The organism is Fibrobacter sp. UWH5 (assembly GCF_900142505.1).
In the GTDB taxonomy this organism is placed as follows: Bacteria; Fibrobacterota; Fibrobacteria; order Fibrobacterales; family Fibrobacteraceae; genus Fibrobacter.
Genome location: NZ_FRBB01000001.1, coordinates 606,253 through 630,606 on the forward strand (window position 1 = coordinate 606,253; position 24,354 = coordinate 630,606).

General features: G+C 50.8%; 14 protein-coding genes. 10 read left to right on the forward strand and 4 right to left on the reverse strand.

Features of this window, described 5'->3' with window-relative positions; translation table 11 throughout:
• Nucleotides 1–141 precede the first annotated feature (141 nt).
• A complete protein-coding gene (gene pyrG, locus BUB38_RS02580) occupies nt 142–1,812 on the reverse strand; it encodes a glutamine hydrolyzing CTP synthase (RefSeq protein WP_073156558.1) in 1,671 nt (556 codons plus the stop codon).
• A gap of 462 nt (nt 1,813–2,274) precedes the next feature.
• Between pyrG and BUB38_RS02585 the strand changes: the two genes are divergently transcribed.
• Nucleotides 2,275–4,044, forward strand: a complete 1,770-nt coding sequence (locus tag BUB38_RS02585; protein WP_073156561.1) for a S8 family serine peptidase — start codon at nt 2,275–2,277, stop codon at nt 4,042–4,044.
• Nucleotides 4,045–4,150: 106 nt separating this feature from the next.
• Here BUB38_RS02585 and BUB38_RS02590 read toward each other — a convergent pair whose 3' ends face one another.
• Complete coding sequence (locus BUB38_RS02590; protein WP_073156564.1) at nt 4,151–5,188, reverse strand: FISUMP domain-containing protein; 1,038 nt, start codon at nt 5,186–5,188, stop codon at nt 4,151–4,153.
• Nucleotides 5,189–5,401: 213 nt separating this feature from the next.
• Entirely contained in the window at nt 5,402–7,459 is a 2,058-nt protein-coding gene (locus tag BUB38_RS02595; protein WP_073156790.1) for a glutamine synthetase III family protein, read from the reverse strand.
• A 592-nt stretch (nt 7,460–8,051) separates the two neighbouring features.
• On the opposite strand from BUB38_RS02595, the gene gltB reads away from it, so the two are divergent.
• Both gltB and BUB38_RS02605 read left to right on the forward strand, forming a co-directional pair.
• Nucleotides 8,052–12,473, forward strand: coding sequence for a glutamate synthase large subunit (gene gltB, locus BUB38_RS02600; protein WP_073156566.1), 4,422 nt, complete (start codon nt 8,052–8,054; stop codon nt 12,471–12,473).
• A 142-nt stretch (nt 12,474–12,615) separates the two neighbouring features.
• Nucleotides 12,616–13,956, forward strand: coding sequence for a glutamate synthase subunit beta (locus tag BUB38_RS02605; RefSeq protein WP_073156569.1), 1,341 nt, complete (start codon nt 12,616–12,618; stop codon nt 13,954–13,956).
• A gap of 388 nt (nt 13,957–14,344) precedes the next feature.
• Here the strand turns inward: BUB38_RS02605 and BUB38_RS02610 are convergent, their stop codons facing one another.
• The gene (locus tag BUB38_RS02610) at nt 14,345–15,106 is read right to left on the reverse strand and encodes an SDR family NAD(P)-dependent oxidoreductase (protein WP_073156571.1); all 762 of its coding nucleotides are present in this window, start codon (nt 15,104–15,106) and stop codon (nt 14,345–14,347) included.
• Between the two features lie 131 nt (nt 15,107–15,237).
• Here BUB38_RS02610 and BUB38_RS02615 point away from each other — a divergent pair, with 131 nt between their 5' ends.
• The 7 genes from BUB38_RS02615 to BUB38_RS02645 all read left to right on the forward strand — a co-directional run bounded on the left by BUB38_RS02615 (nt 15,238) and on the right by BUB38_RS02645 (nt 24,344).
• A complete protein-coding gene (locus BUB38_RS02615; protein ID WP_073156574.1) occupies nt 15,238–16,788 on the forward strand; it encodes a fibrobacter succinogenes major paralogous domain-containing protein in 1,551 nt (516 codons plus the stop codon).
• Nucleotides 16,789–16,988: 200 nt separating this feature from the next.
• The gene (gene dapF, locus BUB38_RS02620; RefSeq protein ID WP_073156576.1) at nt 16,989–17,885 is read left to right on the forward strand and encodes a diaminopimelate epimerase; all 897 of its coding nucleotides are present in this window, start codon (nt 16,989–16,991) and stop codon (nt 17,883–17,885) included.
• A 139-nt stretch (nt 17,886–18,024) separates the two neighbouring features.
• Entirely contained in the window at nt 18,025–19,233 is a 1,209-nt protein-coding gene (locus tag BUB38_RS02625) for an LL-diaminopimelate aminotransferase (protein WP_073156578.1), read from the forward strand.
• Between the two features lie 166 nt (nt 19,234–19,399).
• Entirely contained in the window at nt 19,400–20,917 is a 1,518-nt protein-coding gene (locus BUB38_RS02630; protein WP_073156581.1) for a sigma-54 interaction domain-containing protein, read from the forward strand.
• Nucleotides 20,918–20,987: 70 nt separating this feature from the next.
• The gene (locus tag BUB38_RS02635; protein ID WP_073156584.1) at nt 20,988–23,063 is read left to right on the forward strand and encodes an NAD(+) synthase; all 2,076 of its coding nucleotides are present in this window, start codon (nt 20,988–20,990) and stop codon (nt 23,061–23,063) included.
• A gap of 36 nt (nt 23,064–23,099) precedes the next feature.
• Nucleotides 23,100–23,468: a hypothetical protein gene (locus tag BUB38_RS02640; protein WP_073156586.1), complete on the forward strand. Its 369-nt coding sequence runs from the start codon at nt 23,100–23,102 to the stop codon at nt 23,466–23,468.
• A 132-nt stretch (nt 23,469–23,600) separates the two neighbouring features.
• Nucleotides 23,601–24,344: a fibrobacter succinogenes major paralogous domain-containing protein gene (locus BUB38_RS02645; protein ID WP_073156589.1), complete on the forward strand. Its 744-nt coding sequence runs from the start codon at nt 23,601–23,603 to the stop codon at nt 24,342–24,344.
• Nucleotides 24,345–24,354 lie beyond the last annotated feature (10 nt).

Genomic DNA, 24,354 nt, shown 5'->3' on the forward strand with positions numbered 1-24,354 from the left:
AAACTTGTATAAATATAGCTTTAATTACAAAAAATGAAAGGCCTTTTTGGAATATGGGGACATCAAAAAGGTACCGCAGACTTGGGGGGTAAACCTGCGGTATTTTTACGTTATTGGCGTAACTTATTGAATGTCAGTGTGTTACGTGCGTTCGTCCGCGGCCTTCAGCAAGTTCAGGAACAGCGGGGCCGGATGAATCAGGGAAGACTTCAGTTCAGGGTGGCACTGGCAAGCCATGAAGTAGGGGTGGTCTGTCAGTTCCATAATCTGCATGATGTCTTCGCCGGAAGCCTTTCCTGAGAAGATAAGCTTCTGCGGGTTTGCGCCAGTGGGGTCGCCCTGTTCAATCTGCTGAACATACTGCGGGTTCACTTCGTAGCGGTGGCGGAAACGTTCGCGGGCGACGTTGGAACCATAAATTTCTTGAGCCTTGCTGCCTTCCTTGATCAGGATGTCGTGACCGCCCAGACGCATGGTGGCTCCCATATCCTTGATATGTTCCTGGCCGGGCAGGTAGGCGATAACCGGATGTTCCACGTGGTAGGTGTCGCTTTCCATTTCCACGGTGCCGGCTCCCTTCATGCCGCAGACGTGGCGTGCAAATTCCACCACGGAAAGCTGCATGCCGTAGCAAATGCCCAGGAAGGGAATCTTGTTCTCGCGGACATATTGGATGACCATGATCTTGCCTTCGATACCGCGGCTGCCGAAGCCACCGGGAACGATAACGGCGTCGACGCCTTTCAATGCGGATTCTACGGAAACGGCACCTGTTTCAATCTTTTCTGTGTCCACCCAGCGGATGTCTGCGCGCAGGTCCAGGTGAGCGGAAGCGTGACGGATGGATTCCACCACAGAAGCGTAGGAATCTTCCAGAGCCATGTACTTACCGCAGATGGCGACCGTCAAAGTCTTGCGGGGCGTTACGGAATTGCGCTTCAGGGATTCCACCAGCTTGCTCCACTGATCCAGTTTGGGCGGGGCGTAAATGTTCAGGCGCTTGGCGAGAATTTCGGGAATGCCTTCGGCGTCATAAACCAGCGGACATTCGTAAACGTGCTGCACGTCCACGCCAGAAATCACGTGGTCTGCAGGCAGGTTGCAGAACAGGCCGATCTTTTCTTTCAGATGGGGCTTGATATATTCTTCGCAACGGCCGATAACGATTTCCGGATAGATACCCAGGCGGTTCAAGTCATGGACGGACATCTGGGTGGGCTTGGACTTCTGTTCGTTAACGCCAGAAGGAATAGGCACGTAAGTCAGGTGTACGAACATGGCGTTGGTGCGGCCCACGTCGTGGCTCAGCTGACGGGCTGCTTCGATGTAGAACTGGTTTTCCAAGTCACCGACGGTACCGCCGATTTCAATCAGGAGGACATCAGCCTTTTCCTGGTCGGCGATGCGGTAGAACTGTTCCTTGATCAGATCGGTAACGTGGGGGATGAACTGGACGGTGTGTCCCAGGTAATCGCCGCGACGTTCCTTGTCGAGAATCATCTTGAAGATGCGGCCCATGGTGAGGCTCCAGTCCTTCTTGGCGGTCACGTTCAAAAAGCGTTCGTAGTGGCCGAAGTCCATATCGCACTCGCCACCGTCGTCCAACACGAAAACTTCGCCGTGTTCGGTGGGGTTCATGGTGCCCGGGTCTGTATTCAGGTAGCCGTCACATTTTACGGGAACCACCTTCATTCTAGCAGAAAGCAGCGCCCCGATGGACGCTGCCGCTACCCCTTTGCCAAGTCCGGAGATGACACCCCCGGTCACGATAATGAATTTCGTCTTTCCGTTGTAATTGTACTGCAATGCCATAATAAAACCTTTTTCGTGTGCTGTTCTAGGCCCAGCATCACGTCCCTTGTGTTTACACTTTATGTAATTTCAACGCCTATACACGCAATAAGTGTGCCAAGGAAGAGTAACTGCATATTTTGGGGTTTAAAGCAGGAATTGTAAAAGCTTAACTTTACAAAAAACGAAAAATTAAGTCTGTGTTTTACAGTTTTTGTATAATAATGACTGGTGGTATAATCCCCCGTTTGCAAGTCAAAACGGTCCTGTTTTGGAAAGCTGATTTTCGAGGGTGTTGAGAATTGGTGTTGTGCTCGTACTGCGTGTATATGGCACTTGTTTATACGTCTGCTATACCTTAGTGAGCGGTAATTTTTCCGTAATGATTTTGTAATGCAAATTATTTTTGAAATCTTACGTTATATGTTTAATTTTTGATAAATTGCCTTTCTGCGCTAGTTTGTATAAGCGCAGGAGATGTTAATGATGAACAATAAGATGATTACGGCTTTGGTCCTGGCAGGTGGTGTTGCCTCCTGGGCCCAGCTGCTTTACGAAAAACCTGTTGACGAAAAGGTTGATCGCGTTTCTTTGGAACGTCCTTCCCGCATGGGAGAGAGCGTGAAGAAATTCGTGGATACCCAGAAGGCTTCTAAAAAGGTTAAGAAGGTTTCTGTGAAATCTGACCTTTTGGGCCGCAGCCGCAATAACACGCTCACCTATGAAGTCGACGTGGCTTCTCAGCAGAAAATGAAGGTTTTGGTCAACGATGTCATGGTTGAACATGCCAGCCTTGAAACTGAATCGGGTTCTTTTGATTACAGCGCCTCTGCCGATTCCAAGAACTACGAACTGAACGGCGTAAAAATGTCCGAATCGCAGTTCCAGAAAAAGGCTGACAACAGTCGCAAGAAACTTCGCAAGAACAGAAGGAAGTTTAAGGCCCCTCGTGTAGAGTACATGACTGCAAGTGAAATTGAACAGGAAATTTCTTCGAACGAGAACGTTTATGTTTCCGAATATAAAGGCGTGAAGTATGATGGTCTCGATTTTGGCGAAGACACCTATCTGGAAGACTTCTATATCCGCACTAAGTCTGGTATTGATACTTACGCCTGGAATAAGGGCTACTATGGCCAGGGTGTGGGTATTTACTATAGCGAAGGTGGTTGCGTTCCCGATAACTATGTAAACCACAATTACTTTACGCAGATGAATAACTGCCCCAACGGCGTTTCTAGCCATGCAATTGGTGTGGCCCGTGTTCTGCAGTCTTCTACCGGCGAATCTCACATTTATGGATCTGCTGAGGTTATTTATCCCGAGGATCCCGATAAGTATCCTGTACCTATTTATATCGGTTCCCAGTCTTGGGGCTATGTGTACGATTACCCCTATTATTGCTCCGCTGACGCCATCATGGATAACTACATCTATGAATATGGTGTAGCCCAGTTCGTTGCTGCAGGAAACGATTACCGCTATTCCTATGTGTCGACTCCTGCAAGATCTATGAATGCTGTGGCTGTTGGAGCCGTTTCTCCCATCGATTACAAGTACATGGTCTATTCTTCCTCTAGAAATGGATATGCCCATAATGATAAGCCTGAAGTGGCCAACTTTACCAACTTCTATTTCCGCAGGGATCTTCATTACAGTGACGAGAATGGATCTTACAATGGCCGATTCAATGGAACCAGTGCTGCAACCCCTTATACGGCAGGCATGGCTGCACTCCTGTTGTCTAAGTACCCGTCTTTGAAATGGCATCCTGAAATGCTGAAGGCGGTAATGTTGGTGGGAAGTACTCGTGATGTGGGCAATACGGACTATGATTATGATGGCATCGGAACATTCAAGGCTGGCATTCCCATGCTTGACAGGCTGACTACTTCTCCCTTGTTCAAGAATCGGTACTGGTATGGTGCGAACAACACCAATTTTGACAAAAATGGAAGAATCAGTTTTACTGAATCTAATATTCAGAAGGGCAAGCGTTACCGTGCCGCTATTTCATGGCTGTCTTCGGGTGAGTACGTGATGAATAATCAGAGACTCCCTCAGGATATTGACCTGGTGATCAGGCAGAATGGGACAATCATCGCTTCGTCTGCTTCGTCGTACAATCCCTTTGAGTTGGTTGATTTTGTTGCTCCCAACTCTGGCGAAATCGAGGTGGTCATTACCCGCTATAGAAACAGCTCTGCATCCGAAAACGTGAAGCTTGGCTTTAGCATTCTGCAGGTGGACTAAACCCCCTCCTAAAACCACCATCTGCTGATGCGAAAAATCCTCAGTCCGAAAGGGCTGAGGATTACTTTTTTTTGAAAGATTTCTGAGTTGTATGGACCCGAAAATGTTAGGGCTCGTCTGCGAATGGGTCGGGAATGTCGAAGTACTGATCGGTTTCCTTGCTTTCGACGCAGCGTACGGGTGTCCAGATTTCTCGATCCTGACTGATGATGCTTGCCTTGTCGGAATCGTTTTGCAGAAGGAGAACAGTTAACTCGTGGTTGTCTTCGTAATCGCTAGAAAGAATGACTCCCTTTATTCCCTGGTCGTAATAACGTGTGCGGAATTCCTTGGCGTCGTGGTCGTAATGGTAGGGGTCTGCCAAACCTGTGGCGAACATGGAAAATCCCAGGAGGTCTGTGGCGGGGGAGGCATTGTCGTCGGGTGTCCAGCTGGTTGTTGCCTTCAGGTTCATTCCGGCCTGATTTGCGCCGCCGGCGATTTCAATCAATTCGGCGAAGTCGTTCTTGTTTGGCAAACGCCAACCTTTGGGGCAGATGCCGCGAATGGCACCCTGGGCCTCGCAGTAGTTGTCGGTGCCGCATCTTCTTCCGTTGGAACTGAAGACGGCCGAAGAGTCCATGGCCGTGCCCAGAGAGTAGAAACGTCCGAATTTAGCGCAATTCTCTTCGTCATTGTTGGGACAGGAGTTGCCGTAATTGTCGTTGAAATTGTAATTCAGGTTCTGGGCCATCCAGTTGGTGGTCCCGATTTTAACCGTCTTGTACGTCTGATTATCGCGGGTATCGATCAAGACGCCTGTTTCAAAAGGCTGTTCGCTGGAAGAGCTGATGTCTTCGCTGGAAGAAGAAATTTCTTCGCTAGAAGATGAAATGTCTTCGCTGGAGGAAGATTCCGGTTCGTCAGAGGAACTGGAAGTTTCTTCTGAAGAACTGGAAACCTTTTCTGAAGAACTGGATTTTTCTTTAGAAGAACTGGAAGTGTCCTTGGAAGAGCTGGACGAGGGCTGATCTTTGCTTGTGGAGGACTGAATTTCGCTGGTGCTGGAGGCGGGATCGTCTTCCGGGCTGGTGGAATCGTTACCGCAGGCGCATAACGTGAGCGCGATTGCCGAAGCAACCAATTTGAAGATTTTCTTGTTCATTTTAACTCCTAATAAGTTCAAAATAAATATAACAAGAGTTTATATGTTGATTGCTTTTGGGGATGTTAAAAAAAGAAAACGCGAATCTTTCGATCCGCGCCTTCATTATGAGGTTCGATTTTTAATTGTGCGTGCAGTTTCGCTCGCGCTGTTCATTAGTAAATAAAGTGACATTGGGCCACCCACCTTCGACGGGTGGCCATGCTTTTTATCTTAATAGATAAAAAGCATTTCACGATACTTGGGCAGCGGCCACTGTTCATCGGAGATGATGCCTTCCAGCTTGTCCACAACCTTGCGGAGGGAGACCATAGCTTCCAGCTTCAGCTGATGCTTGCCGGCGATAGCCTTTTCCATGACGGCGATTTCTTCGACGAGGGCCTTGTAGCCTTCGGCCAGTTCCTTAGCGTAGGAATCGACGGAAACCAGACCCTGGTTGATTGCCATTTCGTTCACCTTCAGGGCTTCGGAGTAAGCCTTCACGACCTGCGGGAGGACGATGCTCTTGGCCATGTCGTAAGCGACCTTGGCTTCGATGTCGACGCGCTTGTGGTAGTCTTCCAGGTTGACTTCGTAGCGGGATTCAAGTTCCACCTTGTTGAACACGCCGTACTTCTTGAAGAGGGCCACGTTTTCCTTCTTGGTGAGGGCACCGAGAGCTTCCATGGTGGTACGGATGTTGGGGAGGCCGCGCTTTTCGGCTTCAGCAACCCATTCGTCGGTGTAGCCGTTACCGTTGAAGATAACGCGCTTGTGTTCCTTGATGATGGACTGCAGGAGCTTCTGGAGTTCCTTGTGGAAGTTGACCTTGGAGACCTTTTCCATCTTGTCGGCGATCATGTCGAATGCTTCGGCAACGATGGTGTTCAGGATAACGTTCGGTTCAGAGCAGGACTGGCTGGAACCCGGTGCACGGAATTCGAACTTGTTGCCAGTGAATGCGAACGGGGAAGTACGGTTACGGTCGGTAGCGTCGCGGGGGAGCGGCGGCAGGATGTCGGAACCGAGCTTCATGGCACCGCCCTGCTTGCTGGACTTGGGTTCACCCTTTTCCAGCTGTTCGACGACGTCAGCAAGCTGGTCGCCGAGGTACATGGAGATGATTGCCGGAGGAGCTTCGTTAGCACCGAGACGATGGTCGTTGCCAGCGCCAGAAACGGACATTCTCAGCAAGTCGGCGTGGGTGTCTACTGCATAGACAACAGCGCAGAGAGTGGTGAGGAAGATTGCGTTCTGGTGAGGATCCTTACCCGGGTTCAAGAGGTTGGTCTTACCGTAGTTCACGGACCAGTTGTTATGCTTACCGGAACCGTTGATGCCTGCAAACGGCTTTTCGTGGAGGAGGCAAACGAGACCGTTGCGGTCTGCAACGTTACGGAGCACTTCCATAATCTGCATGTTGTGGTCGCAAGCCAGGTTCACTTCTTCGAACATGGGAGCAAGTTCGAACTGGGCAGGAGCCACTTCGTTATGACGGGTCTTAGCCGGAATGCCAAGCTTCCACAGTTCGTCTTCAACTTCGTTCATGAAGTTCAAAATGCGAGCCGGGATGGAGCCGAAGTAGTGGTCTTCCATCTGCTGGTGCTTAGCGGAAGCAGCACCGAAGAGGGTGCGGCCAGCCTGGTAAAGGTCCGGACGCTGGAGGTAGAACTTCTTGTCTACCAGGAAGTATTCCTGTTCTGCACCGAGAGTAACGGTGACCTTCTGCTTTTCAACGCCGAAGAGACCCATGAGACGGTCGGCAGACTTCTGGAGGGCCTGGATAGAGCGGAGAAGCGGAGTCTTCTTATCGAGAGCTTCGCCAGTGTAAGAGCAGAATGCGGTGGGGATGCAAAGAGTTGCACCGTTACCGTGACGCTTGATGAAAGCGGGAGAAGTCGGATCCCAAGCGGTGTAGCCGCGAGCTTCGAAAGTGGAACGGATACCGCCGGAGGGGAAGGAGGATGCGTCCGGTTCACCAACGATCAGGTTCTTGCCGGAGAAAGCCATGATAGCCTTGTCGCCTTCCGGTTCCAGGAAGGAGTCGTGCTTTTCAGCAGTAGAACCGGTAAGGGGCTGGAACCAGTGAGTGAAGTGGGTTGCACCGCGGTCCATTGCCCACTTCTTCATAGCGTGAGCCACTTCGCCAGCGATGCTGGGGTCAAGTGCTACGCCATTTTCGATGGTAGCGAAAAGCTTCTTGCAAACATCCTTGGGGAGGTATGCCTTCATGGCTTCGGAGTTGAATACGTCCTCGCCGTAAAAGTCAACGTTTGCCGGGCTTGCAGCCATGATGCCTGCTGCCGGTGCTTCTGCAATTTCGGTAATTGCATTCATTCTATACTGGTTGCTCATAATGAACTCCTATTTGTTTTGTTTTCGGCGTCCATTATGCAAAAGCCGTGCCAACTTTTACGGATTTGGAAAAAGTGGCGGAAATAGCTTGTTTTTAGGATATATAAGATAGTACGGGTACTTTATGAACTAAGGAATCGTTTAGAGCTTTTGATTCGTGTTTTTACAGAAAATGAAATAAACTGTGCCGTGAAAGGGGGTGCTCTAGGTTCTCTGGTATGAGGCGGGACTTTCGACCCGCTCTTTTTCTTGTTGGTCGTTTTGCGTTTACTGCCGTTTTTGATCAAATTTAGAGGATTTTTACATTCTGCGTAAAATTAAATCTTGTTTTTACAAAATGCGTAATCGCCTTTGGGATGGGATTAAAGCGAAAAGGACTGCAAACCTTTTTATTTCATTAAAAAATTAAAGGTTTTTCCAAAAATGTAAAGATTTTCAATTTTTGTTCGTTTCTTGTGTGGGATTTAAAAATTTTGGCACGCATTTTGCAATAAAGCCGCGGAAAAAATAAAACACAAGGAATAATACAATGAAAGCTCAAGCTCTTTATAATCCGGCTAACGAACATGACGCCTGCGGCGTGGGTCTCGTAGCCAATATCAACAATGTGGCATCGCACCAGATTGTGCTTCAGGGCATTACTGTTCTGAAGCGTTTGATGCATCGTGGTGCGGCTGGTGGCGACCCGGAAACGGGTGATGGCGCTGGCCTTTTGCTTTCTATGCCCCACAAGTTCTTCAAGAAGATCTACAGCGACCTTCCTGAAAAGTACGGTGTGGCCATGGTTTTTGTAGACAACTCCGTTGCCGCTGATTCCTACGACGAAAAGATTAAGGAACTTGCTGCAGCCGAAGGTTGCCCTGTCCTCCATGTTCGTGAAGTTCCGGTAGACCCCAACGCTATTGGTCGTACCGCTCGCGAAACTCTTCCCCATATCCGTCAGTACATTTTCGACGCTTCCAAGCCGGAAAATGCTGAAATCAAGCTCTTTGTGCTGCGCCGTCAGATTGAAAAGGCCTGCGAAAGCCTGTACATCTGCTCCTGCTCCAGCAAGACTATCGTTTATAAGGGTCTTCTCCTTGCTATTCAGATCGAAGCCTTCTATAAGGATCTGAATGACGTTGATTTCGAAAGCCCCATCGCTCTCGTTCATCAGCGCTACTCCACCAATACTTTCCCCACCTGGCCTCTGGCTCATCCGTTCCGCTACCTGGCCCACAACGGTGAAATCAATACCCTCCGCGGTAACTTGAACAGCCTGAAGGCTCGTGAACCCCACCTGAAGAGCGAACGCATTGGCGACGATCTCCAGAAGTGCTTGCCGCTGATTGCCGGCGGCCAGAGTGACTCCGCTAGCCTCGATAACATGTTTGAATTGCTGGTGGCTGCAGGCCGTAGCCTCCCGCACGCTATCCTCATGATGATGCCGCAGGCTTGGGGTGCTAAGCATTATATGGGCCGCGACGTCCGTGGCTTCTTCGAATATGAATCCATGCTCATGGAACCGTGGGATGGTCCTGCTGCAGTGGCATTCTCTGACGGTGTAAACGCAGGTGCAATCCTGGACCGTAACGGTCTTCGTCCCGCACGTTATACCCTCTGCAAGGATGGCCTCTTCGTGATGGCTTCTGAAACTGGCGTTCTCGATATTAACGATGACGAAGTAGAAGAAAAGGGCCGTCTCAAACCCGGTGAAATTATCTACCTGGATATCGAAAACCATCGTATCTTGAAGAATGCCGAAATGAAGGCTTTCGTTGCTCGTAGCAAACCCTACCGTCGTTGGGTCGCCGAAAACAAGATGAGCGTCCGTGGCCTCTTCAGCGAAATTAATCCGTCTGACGTACCTGATGATTTGCTGATCCAGCAGAAGCGTTTCGGCTACTCTGCCGAAGATCTGAGTGTCATTTTGCAGCCCATGGCCAAGAATGGTCAGGAACCTATCGGTTCTATGGGTAACGACGCCGCTCTGGCTGTCCTTTCCGATAAGCCCCAGCCCCTGTTCAACTACTTCAAGCAGCTCTTCGCTCAGGTCACCAATCCGCCTATCGACCCGATCCGTGAAGAACTGGTCATGAGTCTTACCACTTACATCGGTAACCATGGTAACATTCTGGAAGAAACTCCGGAACAGGCTCACCTCATCAAGATTCCTCGTCCCATTGTTACTGAAGACGAAATCAAGCACTTCGAAAACATTGGCGATAAGAGCTTCAAGGCCAAGGTGCTCAAGATGCAGTTCCCCATGGGTGGTAACGGCGAAGTTCTTGAAGCTGCCTTGCAGAACCTGGCTGGCGACGCTGTCCGCGCTGTTCAGGAAGGTTTCAACATTATCGTTCTTTCTGATAAGAACGTGGATTGGGGCTATGTTCCCATGCCGTCTCTCCTGGCAACCGCAGCTGTAAACCGTACCTTGGTTGAAGCAGGTGTCCGTCCGGAAATCGGTTTGATCGTCCAGTCCGGTGAAGTTCGCGAAGTCATGCATTTCGCTTTGCTCCTGGGTTACGGCGCAACCGTCATCAACCCGTATCTGGCATTCCAGAGCATTACCAACATGTGCCACACCGGCGAACTGGATGTGGGTCCTGTCACCGCCGCTGCCAACTACGTGAAGGCTGTGGACAAGGGTCTTCTGAAGATCATGTCCAAGATGGGTATTTCTACGCTGCGTAGCTATCGCAGTGCCCAAATCTTTGAAGCTGTTGGCTTGAACCACGAAATTATTGAAAAGTTCCTGCCGGGTACTGCAAGCCGCATCGAAGGTATCGGTCTTGCTGAAATCGCCCAGGAAGTGGAACAGCGCAACAACATTTCCCTGAAGGATGCAAGCCCCATTCTTAAGGAAGGTGGTCAGTACAAGTTCCGCAAGGATGGCGAAATGCACTTGTGGACCCCCCAGTCTCTGGGCGCATTCCGTCAGGCTGTTCAGCTGGGTGACTACTCCAAGTTCAAGACTTACTCCAAGCTCGTTGACGATCAGTCTCAGCGCTTGGCAACTCTCCGCGGTCTCTTCAAGTTCAAGGAAACTACTCCCATCGATATTTCCGAAGTGGAATCCCGCGAATCCATCATCAAGCACTTTGTTGCTGGCGCAATGAGCCTTGGTTCCTTGAGCCCGGAAGCTCACGAAGCAATCGCTATCGCCATGAACCGTAACGGTGCCATGAGCAACTGCGGTGAAGGTGGCGAAGACCCGGATCGCGATACTCCGGCAGCAAACGGCGACGTTCGTAGCAGCGCTATCCGTCAGATCGCTTCTGGTCGTTTCGGTGTGACCATCGATTACCTCCGCAAGGCAAAGGATTTGCAGATCAAGATGGCTCAGGGTGCAAAGCCCGGTGAAGGTGGCCAGCTGCCTGCTCACAAGGTGAACGAATTTGTGGCTCGCATCCGTCACTCCATCCCGAATGTGTCCCTCATTTCTCCTCCGCCGCATCACGATATTTACTCTATCGAAGACTTGGCTCAGTTGATCTATGACCTCCGTAACTCCAACCCCAAGGCTCGCGTTTCCGTGAAGTTGGTTTCTGAAGTGGGTGTGGGTACGGTTGCTGCAGGTGTTGCCAAGGCTCATGCTGACGTGGTCCTTATCTCCGGCCACGATGGCGGTACCGGTGCATCTCCGCTGACTTCTATCAAGCATGCCGGTCTTCCCTGGGAATTGGGTATTGCCGAAGCAGAACAGACTCTCGTTCTTAACGACCTCCGCGGCCGCGTCAAGCTCCAGGTGGATGGTCAGTTGAAGACTGGTCGTGACGTTGTGATCGCAGCCCTCCTCGGTGCAGAAGAATTCGGTTTCGCTACCAACCTGTTGGCAAGCCTTGGCTGTATTATGGACCGTAAGTGCCATACCAACCAGTGCCCCATGGGTCTTGCTACTCAGGATCCGGAACTCCGTAAGCACTTCAAGGGCAAGCCGGAATACGTTGAAAACTTCCTGTTCTTCATCGCTGACGAAGTCCGTGAAATCCTTGCAAGCCTTGGCCTCAAGAGCTTGGACGAAGCCTGCGGCCGTAACGATCTCCTTGACATGAATTCTGCAATTGAATTCTACAAGGCAAAGAAGCTGGACTTCAGCAAGATCTTCGCTTCTGTGGATGCAGGCAACGGTAAGGAACAGATCAAGAAGCACGACCCGAACTTCGTTCCTGAAGAACTGGTGAACTTCGACCGTCGCGAACTCCTGCCTTTCGTACAGGATACCCTGAAGACCGGCAAGCCGGTAGAAATTTCCGCCATGATCCACAACGTGGACCGTACCGTGGGTACTGAACTTTCTGGTGAAGTGGCTGAACACTTTGGTGCAAAGGGCCTGCCGGAAGATACCATCAAGGTTCACCTGCAGGGTGTGGCTGGCCAGAGCTTTGGCGCCTTCCTCGCACCGGGTGTAACCCTCGATATCGAAGGTGAAGTCAACGACTTTATGGGCAAGGGCCTTAGCGGTGGTAAGATCATCGTTCGCCCGTCCAAGAACGCAACCTTCAAGGCTGAAGACAACGTTATCGCCGGTAACGTGATCGGCTACGGTGGTACTAGCGGTAAGGTGTTCATCAATGGTCTTGCTGGCGAACGCTTTGGTATCCGTAACTCCGGTATGCTTCTCGTTACCGAAGGCGTGGGTGACCATGGTTGCGAATACATGACTGGTGGCCGCGTGGTTGTGCTGGGTCGTGTAGGCGTGAACTTCGCAGCAGGTATGACTGGTGGCTTCGCTTACGTCTATGACGAAACCGGTCACTTCGACTTGAGCTGCAACGTGGATTCCGTTGACTTGGAAAGCGTTCTCCCGGGTACCGAAAGCGAAACCGAATTGCTTGACATCATCAAGCAGCATGTGGAAGCTACCGGCTCTGAAAAGGGTAAGCGCATTCTCGAAGACTGGAACAACTCTCGTCCGAAGTTCGTGAAGGTCTTCCCGGTGGAATACCGCAACGCTCTTGCCAAGTTGTAGTTTAAAGCTTATAGGATAAAGTTTAAAGGTTGAAGGAGTTTCTTTAACCTTTAAACTTTCCGCTTTACGCTAAATAGAACTTTCCGCTTTACACTACTTTAACCTTTAACCTTTCCGCTTTACGCTAAATAAGGAACATTATATGGCATTAGTACAGAGAATCCAGGACGTGTACCGCCCCGTAGAAGAACGCGTTAAGGACTTGAAGGAAGTTGAACGCCTCTTCACAGAAGAAGAAATTAAGGCACAGGCAGGCCGCTGCGCTGATTGCGGCATCCCTTTCTGCCATGGTGCAGGCTGCCCTCTGGGTAACCTGATTCCCGAATTTAATACCGCCGTAGCTGCAGGCGACATCCGCAAGGGCTACGACATTATCAGCAAGACGGCTTTCTTCCCGGAATTCACGGGCCGTGTTTGCCCCGCCCTCTGCGAAGCTAGCTGCACCCGCCAATTGAACGATGACGCCGTCATGGTTCGCCAGGTGGAAAAGTTTATGATCGAAACCGCCTTCAAGGAAGGCTGGGTGGAACTGCCCGAAGCTGCTCCCAACGGCAAGACGGTGGCTGTGATCGGTTCTGGTCCTGCAGGCCTCTTTGCTGCAGAAAGCCTCCGCCGCAAGGGTTACGCAGTAACCGTCTACGAAAAGAAGCCCAAGGTTGGCGGCCTCCTCCGTTACGGCATTCCTAACTGGAAGCTGGAAAAGGAAGTCATCGACCGTCGCGTTTCCCTCATGGAAAAGGCTGGCATCAAGTTCGTATGCAACTGCGAAATCGGCAAGGACATTTCTGCTGAATACATCCGCAAGAATTTCGATTACCTGTTCCTGGCTATCGGTACTCCCAACGCTCGCGATTTGAACATTCCTGGACGCGATGCAGAAGGTATCTACCTGGCTCTGGACTTCCTTCATGGTGAAGGTGAAAAGTATAATGCCAAGGGCAAGAAGGTCTTGATCATTGGCGGTGGCGACACCGGTAACGACTGCGTGGGCAAATCCCTCCGTGAAGGCTGCAAGAGCGTTCTCCAGGTGGAATTCATGCCCAAGCCTCCTGAAGAACGTTCCCCGTCTACTCCGTGGCCGGATTGGCCGTACATGCTGCGCACCAGCTATGCTCACCACGAAGGTGGCGAACGTCGCTGGAATGTGTCTTCCAAGCAGTTCATTGTGAAGGACGGCAAGGTGGCTGGCGTGGAAGCCGTGAAGGTTGAATGGGAAATGGCTCCCAACGGTCGTCCCATCAAGCCTAATGAAGTTCCCAATTCTACAGAAATCATTGACGCTGATTTGGTGGTTCTGGCTATGGGCTTTACCGGCGTTCCGGCTGAAGGTATTGTGAAGGACCTGGGCCTTGAATTGACTCCGCGTACTGCAATCATTCAGGATCCGTCCCGCAACATCTACGCTGTAGGTGACTGCGCTAACGGAGCTAGCCTGGTTGTAAGAGCCATGGCCGACGCAAAGGCCAAGGTCAAGAGCTTATAGGATAAAGGTTAAAGGATAAAGGGTAATGTCTTTACGCTTTAAACTTTCCGCTTTACGCTAATAGAGTTCCTTGTGTAACAACACGGGTCGCTGGTGGGTAAAACTGCCGGCGGCCCATTTTTTATAGTCCGGCGTGGAATGTTTTTTTGGGATTAAACGTTCCATTTTGATTAAAAAAAAAGGTCTAGAATATATCACTTAACACACTTTTAATAGTTTGATTTTTTGTTATCTGACTCACCCACCAAAAAGTTTGTATCTTATTTCCTGTAAAGATGAATGTCGCTGAAAAAGCGAATCAAAGGATCCTCCTAACCCCCAAAAAAATCCAGTCTCCTTCGGGAGGCTGGATTTTGGTTTTTTAGAAATCTTTTGGATGTCTGGCGTTTTATGCCTTGCCCAACTTCTTTTTCTGCTGGGTGCCGGCCACCTTAGAGGCGACGTAGCGGGGGAGGAGTTTTCCTGCTATGGTGGCAAGTTTCATGAAGAGGCTGGGAACGATGATGGTCTTCTTCTTGAACATCTGCTTGAGGGCGTAACTGGCGCAGAACTTGGGGGAGATTCCCGGCAGGGCGAACTGTACGTTGGCCACGTCGTTGAATTCCGTCTTTACGGGGCCCGGGCAGAGAACGCTGGCGGATACGTTAGACCTTGATTCCTGAAGTTCCATGGCGATAGCCTGGGTGAGGCTGACCACGTAGGCCTTGGTGGCGTAGTAGGTGGCCATGTAGGGGCCGGAAGGCATCAGGCCTGCGCTGGAGCCTACGTTCAAGAGGTGGCCGCCGTTCTTGGCCAGAATGCGGACCGCCAATTTCGAAAGCAGATGCAGCGCAATCACGTTCACGTTGATCATGCGCAGTTCCTTGTTCAGGTCTGTTTCGGCGAAGGCGCCGCAGTCGCCGAAGCCTGCGTTGTTGATGAACACGCCCACGTCGAACTTCTCCAGGAATTCTCCCAGGCGTTCGCATTCGCTTTGGCTGGAAAGGTCTGCAGTGAAAACTTCTGCGGGGGTACCTAATTCCTTGGCCAAGGCCTGCAGTCGATCTTCACGACGTGCAACCAGAATAAGACCATAACCGCGGGCAGACAAATCCTTTGCGAATTCGGCGCCGATGCCCGAGCTGGCGCCTGTAATTACTGCGTATTTCATAAAAGAAAGTATAGATAATTTTAGATGGGGTGTGTTTTCAATTTTTTCTTTACTTGATTTTTGTTTTTTTTTACATTAGTTGGCGCGAAAAGGTGTTATCTTTTTTTTGTTCGAAAAGGGTAGGAGTTTATATGAATCGTCTTGCTACATTAGGCTTTGGTCTTGCCTTGTGCGGAGTATTTTCTGCTTGCGGCAGTGATGGCGGTACCTCGTCCAGCGAAGATAATAATCCCGAATTTGAAAGCAGTTCCTCTGCTGGTGAAAACTTGAGTTCATCACAGAACCTGATTACGAGTTCCGCGACGGAAACTTTGTCCTCTGCGGAGGTTGTGAACTTGTCAAGTTCTGCGGTTGACGGATCCGGTAGCTCGGCGGAATCGGTAGGGTCAAGTTCTTCTGTTTTCAATAAATCCAGCAGCTCCGTTTCTTCAGGATCAAACCCTGCGGGCGGTCTCAATTCTGACGGAACCTTTACCGATTCCCGTGATGGCAAGACCTACAAGACGGTGAAGGTTGGTAACCAGGTCTGGATGGCCGAGAACTTGAACTACGAAACAGCTCAAGGCAGCGCCTGTTATGGAGATGATGCGGGCTACTGCGAAGTTTTTGGTCGCCTGTATTCCTGGGATGCCGCAACGGATGCTTGTCCCGAAGGCTGGACTCTGCCCAGTGAATTGGACTGGTATGCCCTGGTTGATGAAGTGGGTGATGCAGACTTAAGATTCTCCCAGGGATGGGCTGGGGGCATGCCACCTAAAAATGATTATGACTTTGCTGTGTTGGCTGCTGGTTATGGATCTTATGGATTTTTCTCTTCCAATGGCAGCTCCGCTATTTTCTGGACTGCCACGGAAAATTGCACGGTGGGAGGGGCTTCCTGTGAAGAAGGTATTGGCTTCGTTTTTGGCTACGAGAGCCCGAAACCGTCGAGAAGTTCTTTGGAAAAGGAAATTGTTGTCTCGGTTCGTTGTATAATGGAATCTAGTGGGACTCAGGACAATTCTTCCTCTTCCGCTTCGCTTGTTGATCCCTCGACCGTTGTGAAGGGGTCCATGACGGATGCCCGTGACGGTAAGACTTACAAGACAGTGACTATCGGAACGCAGACCTGGATGGCTGAAAATCTGAACTATGCCTACAATCTTCCGACGGCGACTTTGGATTCTTCCAGCATCTGTTTCGAAAATAATCCGGAATCCTGCGCTCAGTTTGGTCGCCTGTATTTGTGGAGTGCCGCCATGGATTCTGCTGCTGTATTTGGAACGGCGGGCAAGCATTGCGGTTATGCCGAAGGCAACTGGGATCATGTCTGCGAAAGGCCTAATTTGAAAACCCGTGGTGTTTGTCCGGAAGGCTGGCATATTCCCGGCAAAGACGAGTGGAATACCTTGTTTAGTGCGGTGGGAGGTAGGTTTACTGCTGCTCCGAAGTTGAAGGCTACAGATGGTTGGGCAGAAAATGGAAACGGAACGGATGATTACGGTTTTTCTGCTGTACCCACGGGTTTCTGGGAGGATCCTGATCGATTTGGCGGTGCAGGCGAACGCACGGAATTCTGGGCCAGCACTGAAGATAATGGATATAATGCCTGGAAAACACGATTTGGCTATTATTCTGGTGAGGTTGATTTCTGGCCTGGCAGTAAAAAGTATGGTGCATCTGTCCGTTGCATAAAAGACTGATTTTACTGAAAAAGCAAACTTTACAAATAATGTAAAAATGCAAAAGCTGTTTTTACAAAATATGTAAATATTTTCAAATCGTGAAATTGACGTCATCCTTATAAATTCCCTTTTTTTTGCGAAAATTTCAGCTTTTACTGAAAATGTAAAAAAATGGCATGCTTTTTGCTATTTGAGGGCGAAAATAAGGATTACAATTTATGTCAATGAAATTCTCCAAGTGGACCGGCCTCGGAAACGACTTCGTTCTGGTGGAACCGGGTGAAGCTTTTGATATGACTCCGGGTGCAGCCCTGGACCAGCGCGTGATTGAACTGTGCGACCGTCGTTTTGGCATTGGTGCCGATGGCGTGGTGGTGGTGACTCCGCTTTCTAGCTCCGAAGAATATGTGGTGGGCGAGAAGGATGTCCGTGCCGGCTACGACTGGAACAAGAAAGGCAATGGTGTAGATTTCGAAATGCGCATTTTTAATGCTGACGGTTCCGAAGCCGCCATGTGCGGAAACGCCACCCGTTGCGTTGCAAAGTTTATTGTGTCTCGTGGCCTGGGCAACGGGACCTCTTTTGTTCTGCACACCAAGAGCGGTCTGATCAAGCCGAGTATTTTGGGTTCCGCAGCAAGTGCCGCAGACCTAGAAAAAATGCAGGTTTGCGTAGACATGGGTGCTCCCCGTGATTTCCTGGGCACCATCAAGCTCTCTGCAGGCTCCTTTGATTTTACCGGTGAAACGGTCTCTATGGGCAATCCCCATACCGTGATTTTTGTAGACGATATCGAAAAGATCCAGCTTGAAAACTGGGGCGTTGTCCTGGAACACGATAAGCAGTTCCCGGACCGTTGCAACATTGAATTTGCTCAGGTGGTGGCTCCCGGCAAGATCCGTATGCGCGTGTGGGAACGCGGCTGTGGCGTGACCATGGCTTGCGGTACCGGCAGTTGCGCCACTCTGGTGGCTGCCCAGCGCACCGGTCGCGTTGGCCTGGAATCCGACGTGGTCCTGGATGGCGGAACCCTCCACATCAAGCACGAAGAAGGCGGCTCCGTCCTCATGACCGGCCCCGCGAAGGAATGCTTTACCGGAGTTTGCGAGCTATGAGCTGTGAACCGTGAGCTTCAGCAGTCGCGACGAAGTCGCTATCTCAATAAAGCGCGAATGCGCCAAATTTTAACCTCAAAGTGAGTGAAACGAACGACCTCACACCTCAAAGGGCGAAGCCCGACCTGAGAACTAAATTATGAATAATTCAATCATCAACCCGTACTACGATCGTCTTCCTGGCAGCTACCTTTTCTCTACTATCGCCAAGAAGATTAAGGAATACCAGGGCACCCACGCCAATGCCGACATTATCCGTCTGGGTATCGGCGACGTGACCACTCCCATTATCCCTGCCGCTATTGAAGCCATGCACAAGGCCGTAGACGAAATGGCATGCAAGAACACCTTCCGCGGTTACGGTCCGGAACAGGGTTATGACTTTTTGCGCGAAGCCATCATTCGCGGCGAATATACTCCCCGCGGCGTTGAAATGGATCCGGACGATGTGTTCGTCAGTGACGGTTCCAAGTGCGACGTAGCCAACATCCAGGAACTTTTTGCCGCCGACGTGAAGATTGCCATTCCCGACCCGGTTTATCCTGTCTATCTGGATTCTAACGTGATGGCTGGCCGTACCGGCTTTATGCAGGAAGACGGCCATTTTTCTGAAGTCACCTACCTGGCTTCTACTGCCGAAAACAATTTCCAGCCGGACCTTCCCAAGAATCCTGTTCACCTGATTTACCTGTGCAGCCCCAATAACCCCACCGGTACCGTTCTTTCCCGCGAAACTCTCCAGAAGTTCGTGGATTACGCCAACGAAACCGGTGCCATCATCCTCTTCGATGGTGCTTACAACTGCTACATCCAGGATGAATCCCTGCCTCACTCCATTTATGAAATTCCGGGTGCCCGCACCTGCGCCATTGAATTCCGCAGCTTCAGTAAGACTGCTGGCTTTACCGGCGTCCGTTGCGCCTACACCATCGTTCCTCACGAACTGGGCAAGCTCCGCGCCATGTGGAATCGCCGCCAGTGCACCAAGTTTAACGGTGTGAACTACGTTGTGCAGCGCGCTGCCGAATCCATCTACAGCCCCGTAGGTTGGGAACAGACCAAGGCTGTGATCAAGGGCTACATGGATACCGCTTTCATGATCCGCTCTGAATTGACTGCTGCCGGCTACACCGTCTTTGGTGGCGAACATGCTCCCTACATCTGGTGGAAACTTGAAAACGGCGAAAAGTCCTTCGACTTCTTCGATCGCCTCCTTGGCACTTGCGAAGTGGTGGGTACTCCGGGTAGTGGCTTTGGCCCCTGCGGCGAAGGTTATTTCCGCTTGACCGCCTTCGGTGACCACGAACAGACCAAGGTTGCCCTGAAGCGTATTAAGGAAAAATTGTAAAAATTAGCACGGAATTTGCAAAATCCTATGTAGAATTTGTGAAAATCTTACATTTCATGTAAAATTGAATGTATTTTATAAAGGATTCTTATAAGGATTGCTGACAGGCCCCGCAATTTTTATAAAAACAAGAGTGCCTGAAAAAGACCCGAACCTAGAGACTATTATGAAACAGCCCATCGGTCCAGAAATATCTGTCATCCAGAAAATCAGCGCTGCCATTATCCATGAACGCGACGCTGAAAAGCTGCTGAGCAACGTTCTTGCCATTCTGGACACAGAACTTGGCATGTTGCGCGGTACTTTCACGTTGCGTTTTGGCGATACCCTGAAGATTGAAGCCTCCCATGGCATGACTGAAGCTGAAAAGCAGCTGGGCCAGTATCATATCGGTGAAGGTATTACTGGACATGTGGCTGAAACTCGCCGTAGCCATGTGATTCCTGACCTGCGCAAGGATTCCAGATTCCTGAACCGCACTGGCTCTCGTAATTACGATAGCCAGGTGGCCTTTATTTGCGTGCCCCTGATTCATGACGAGGAGCTGATTGGAACCCTTTCTGTGGACCGTCCGGTGGATGTGAACACGGACTTGGACCACGATGTGGCCTTGCTGGAAATTATCGCCAACATTACGGGTGATGCAGCCAATGAATGCCAGGAAGTCCATTCTGAACATGCCGCCTTGCTGGAAGAAAACCAGAAACTCCGTGACATGTTGTCTGGCAATCCCACGGAACTGGTGGGTAACTGCCGCGAAATGCAGATTGTGTACGAACAGGTTCGCCAGGTGGCTCCTTCCGATGCTACCGTTTTGATTCGTGGTGGTAGCGGTACCGGTAAGGAAATGATCGCCCGCGCTATCGTGAACCTGTCTGCCCGTAAGGACAAGCCGTTCATTACCCTGAACTGTGCCGCCCTTCCCGAAAACCTTGTAGAAAGCGAACTCTTCGGTCACGAAAAGGGTGCCTTTACTGGCGCTGTGAACCGCCGTATCGGTCGTGCAGAAGCAGCCAATGGCGGCACTCTGTTCCTGGACGAAATTGGCGATCTCACCATGCAGACCCAGGTGAAGCTCCTCCGCTTCCTGCAGGAAAAGACTTTCAGCCGCGTGGGTAGTAACGAAGAGCTTCATTCCGATGTCCGCTTCCTGGCTGCAACTAGCCGCAACCTGGAAGAACTGATGGAAAAGAAACTGTTCCGCGAAGACTTGTTCTACCGTCTGAACATTTTCCCGATTTCTATGCCGGATCTGGCCAAGCGCCAGAGCGATATCATCTTGCTGGCAGAACACTTCATCGAAAAGATGAACCTGCGCTACAACAAGAAGGTCGCTCGTTTGTCTACAACGGCCATCAACTTGCTCATGAGCTACCACTGGCCGGGTAACGTCCGTGAACTTGAAAACTGCATGGAGCGTGCTGTTCTCACTGCCGCTGACGATTGCATCCACAGCTACAACCTGCCGCCTTCGCTGCAGACCAGCCTTAGCACCGGCTCCATCATTTCTGCCGAAATGAAGAGCGCCCCGCTGGATGTGATGATGAATAACTACGAACGCGAATTGATTACCGAAGCCATCAAGCGCCACAACGGAAACATTTCTGCCGCTGGCCGCGAACTGGGCGTAAGTCCCCGCATGATGAACTACCGCATGAACAAGCTGGGGTTGAACAACAAGTAAGGCGGCGGTTTTAAGTGTATATTTGAGTTAAAAGGGGTCCCCTGCAGGGGACCTTTTTTATATTTAAATCATGTTCGGATTTTATCGATTTGCTTCTGTCTGCCCCAACCTGAAGGTTGCGGATACTGCCTTTAATACCGCAGAAATTATTCGCTGCGGAAAGCTTGCACAGGCTGAGGGTGCCGCCGTTACGGTGTTCCCGGAACTTTGCATTACGGGGTATACCTGCAGTGACTTGTTCCATCAGGAACTGCTGCTGAAGAATGCTTATGCGGGCCTGCAGAAAATTGCAGAAGCATTTGCCGATTCCGATATGATTGTGGCGGTGGGCTTGCCCCTCCGCATGTTTGGTCGCCTTTATAACTGTGCCGCCTTTGTGCAACGCGGGCAGTTGCTTGCGGTGACTCCGAAAATCCATTTGCCCAACCAGCGGGAATTCTACGAAAAGCGTCACTTCAATAGCGGTCGCGATCTGCTGAATTCCGCAGACCGCATTACCTGGGATTTCCCGGGTTTTGGCGAAGTGCTTGTAACCAACTTCATTCGCAGCGGCGTAAGTTCCGTTGGTGTGTTGAGTGCTGCTGATGCTTCCTCCGCATTAGGAGGATGCGTCGCGGAAAGTGCTGGCTCTGAAATCTGCTTCGGAGTTGAACTTTGCGAAGACCTTTGGACTCCCATGCCGCCCAGTGGAGAACTTGCCCTGGCTGGCGCAAACGTTATCCTGAATCTTTCTGCCAGCGATGCTCTGGTAGGGAAGGGCGACTACCGTCGTAATCTGGTCATGAACCAGTCTGCCCGCTGTATGGCGGCTTACGTCTATTCTTCTGCAGGTGTCCAGGAATCTACTACGGATATGGTGTTCAGCGGTCACCTGATGATTTCCGAAAACGGAAGCATGTTGGCCGAAAGCAAGACTTATGGCCGTGACTCCGAAATCATTTATGCGGACGTTGATGTGCAGCGTCTGAATATGCAGCGTTTGAGTGAAGGCTCCTTCCAGGACTTTGATGCAACTCCTTATTTTGCGACGGCCGCTGAATTCGGCCCTTTGCCGGAAGTAACTGAACTGAACCGCTTTATCTGTTCCACGCCCTTTGTGCCTGGTAATATTGATGCCCGCGACGCCAACTGCAAGGAAATCTTCAACATCCAGTGTGCCGGCTTGGCCAAACGTCTGGAAGCCTCCCATTCTAAGCGTGCTGTAGTGGGGCTTAGTGGCGGTCTTGATTCCACTTTGGCTTTGTTGGTAATTGCAGAAACCTTCAAACTTTTGAATCGTCCTGCTTCCGAAATCCTGGTGCTGACAATGCCCGGCTTTGGCACTACAAACCGCACCAAGAATAACGCTGTCGAAATGGCAAATCTTTTGGGCGTCGAACTGCGTACCGTGTCCATCAAGGACGCCTGCATGCAGCACTTTAGCGACATCGGTCATGATCCTGCTGTACTGAATGTGACCTACGAAAATGTTCAGGCCCGCGAACGCACACAGATTTTGATGGACGTTGCCAACAAGGAAGGCGGTATCGTGGTAGGTACCGGCGACCTTTCTGAAATCGCTCTGGGCTGGAGCACCTATAACGCTGACCATATGTCCATGTACGCCGTGAACTGCGACATTCCCAAGACCTTGGTCCGTCATGTGGTGGCTTGGTACGCCGACCGCGCCCGCAATTTCTTTGCCGCAGATGTAGCCGCTGGCTCCGCCGACGAGACTGCTGCTTTCAAGTCCGCCGATGCGCTTTCCGCAGTGCTTCGCGACATTTTGGATACTCCCGTTTCTCCGGAACTTCTGCCTGCCGACGCCAACGGCCAGATTGCCCAGAAGACCGAATCCATCCTTGGCGCCTACGAAATTCACGATTTCTATCTGTACCATTTTGCAAAGTACGGTGCAGAACCTGCAAAGATGCTGTTCCTGGCAAAGCATGCCTTCGCCGGTCTTTATCCCGACGAAGAACTGGAACGCTGCCTTACTTTGTTTGTACGCCGCTTCTTTACCCAGCAGTTCAAGCGCAGCTGCATTCCCGACGGCCCCAAGGTGGGTACCATCTCCCTGTCGCCTCGTGCCGACTGGAGAATGCCCAGCGACGCAAGCTTTGGTGACTGGCTCGCCAATTCCCTGAACGCAAGCTTTAGGGAATAACGGGAAACCTGCGCAAGTTGCAAGGAGGTGTTTTCAATGAACAAGAAATTTTTTGGAAAGAAAGTGGTAAAGTTTGGCTTTGTAGCCTTTGCTCTGGCTTTGGGCCTTGCCGCATGTGGTGATGGCGGCTCTTCAAACGGACCGGCTAATAACCATGAGGACACAAACATTTCTTCTGTTGAGTCTGAAGAAAATTTGCCCAGCTGTACAGAAAGCGGGGAAGGTTTCGTTAACTTTATTAATGGGACAAAGGAAGGTTTCATTTGCAAGGATCGTAAGTGGGTCCATTACGATATGATTGCGGACGTTGAAGAAAATCTGCCTGGCTGCACGGGGTCAAGAGAAGGCCTGTCAGCTTACCTTTATGAAGAAGACCGCGAGTTGAATTGCGTGGAAGGCTCCTAGGATGTTGTTGGCGAGGTTGCAAGTAGTTCTTCCACCAGTGTTCCTGGCACATCTTCCAGTGTCATTCCGGGCACTGACCCGGAATCTTCATCCGACGAAGCCGTTGATCTTTCTTACGCTACAAAATGCCCTGTGGGCCATACATGCACTTACGCACCTACCGAATACTTGAATCCGAAGGTCACCTATGGCGAACTTCTGGATGAGCGTGACTACCAGATGTACAAGACGGTAGAAATCTGCGACGATAAGAATGAAAATTGCCAGACCTGGATGGCCCAGAACCTGAACTATGCTTACACCGGAGTGGCTTTTGACAACGGCTATTATACCTCCGACTCCATCAGCTGGTGCTATGACGATGATCCAAGTAATTGCGCAACCTATGGTCGCCTATATACCTGGGCAGCCGCGGTTGACTCTGTTGCTATTTACAAGAACTACGGTGAGGAATGTGGCTATTGGAAGTTTTGTACCCGTTTCAGTGCCTCTGCATGGGTTACGGCGCCTGTTCGTGGCGTTTGCCCCAGCGGCTGGCACCTGCCGAGCAATGCTGAATGGGGTGCTCTCTATACGAATGTGGGCGGGGCCAGCTATGCCGGTCAGAAGCTGAAGGCGAACACCAGCCTGTGGACCTCTTATAGTGGAGTGACTAATGATGATTCTTTTGGATTCTCGGTTCTCCCTGCCGGTAACCGCGGCTACTACGGTGATTTCTACGGTCAAGGCCGCCTCGCCTTCTTCTGGAGTTCTACTGAGTACAAGTACAACGGCTCCGATGCGTGGAGCCAGTACTTCAGCTACGACTACGCGGACCAGGGCATCTACGACAAGGACTACGCGCTCTCCGTCCGTTGCCTTAAGGACTCTTTCTAACCAAGGTGCC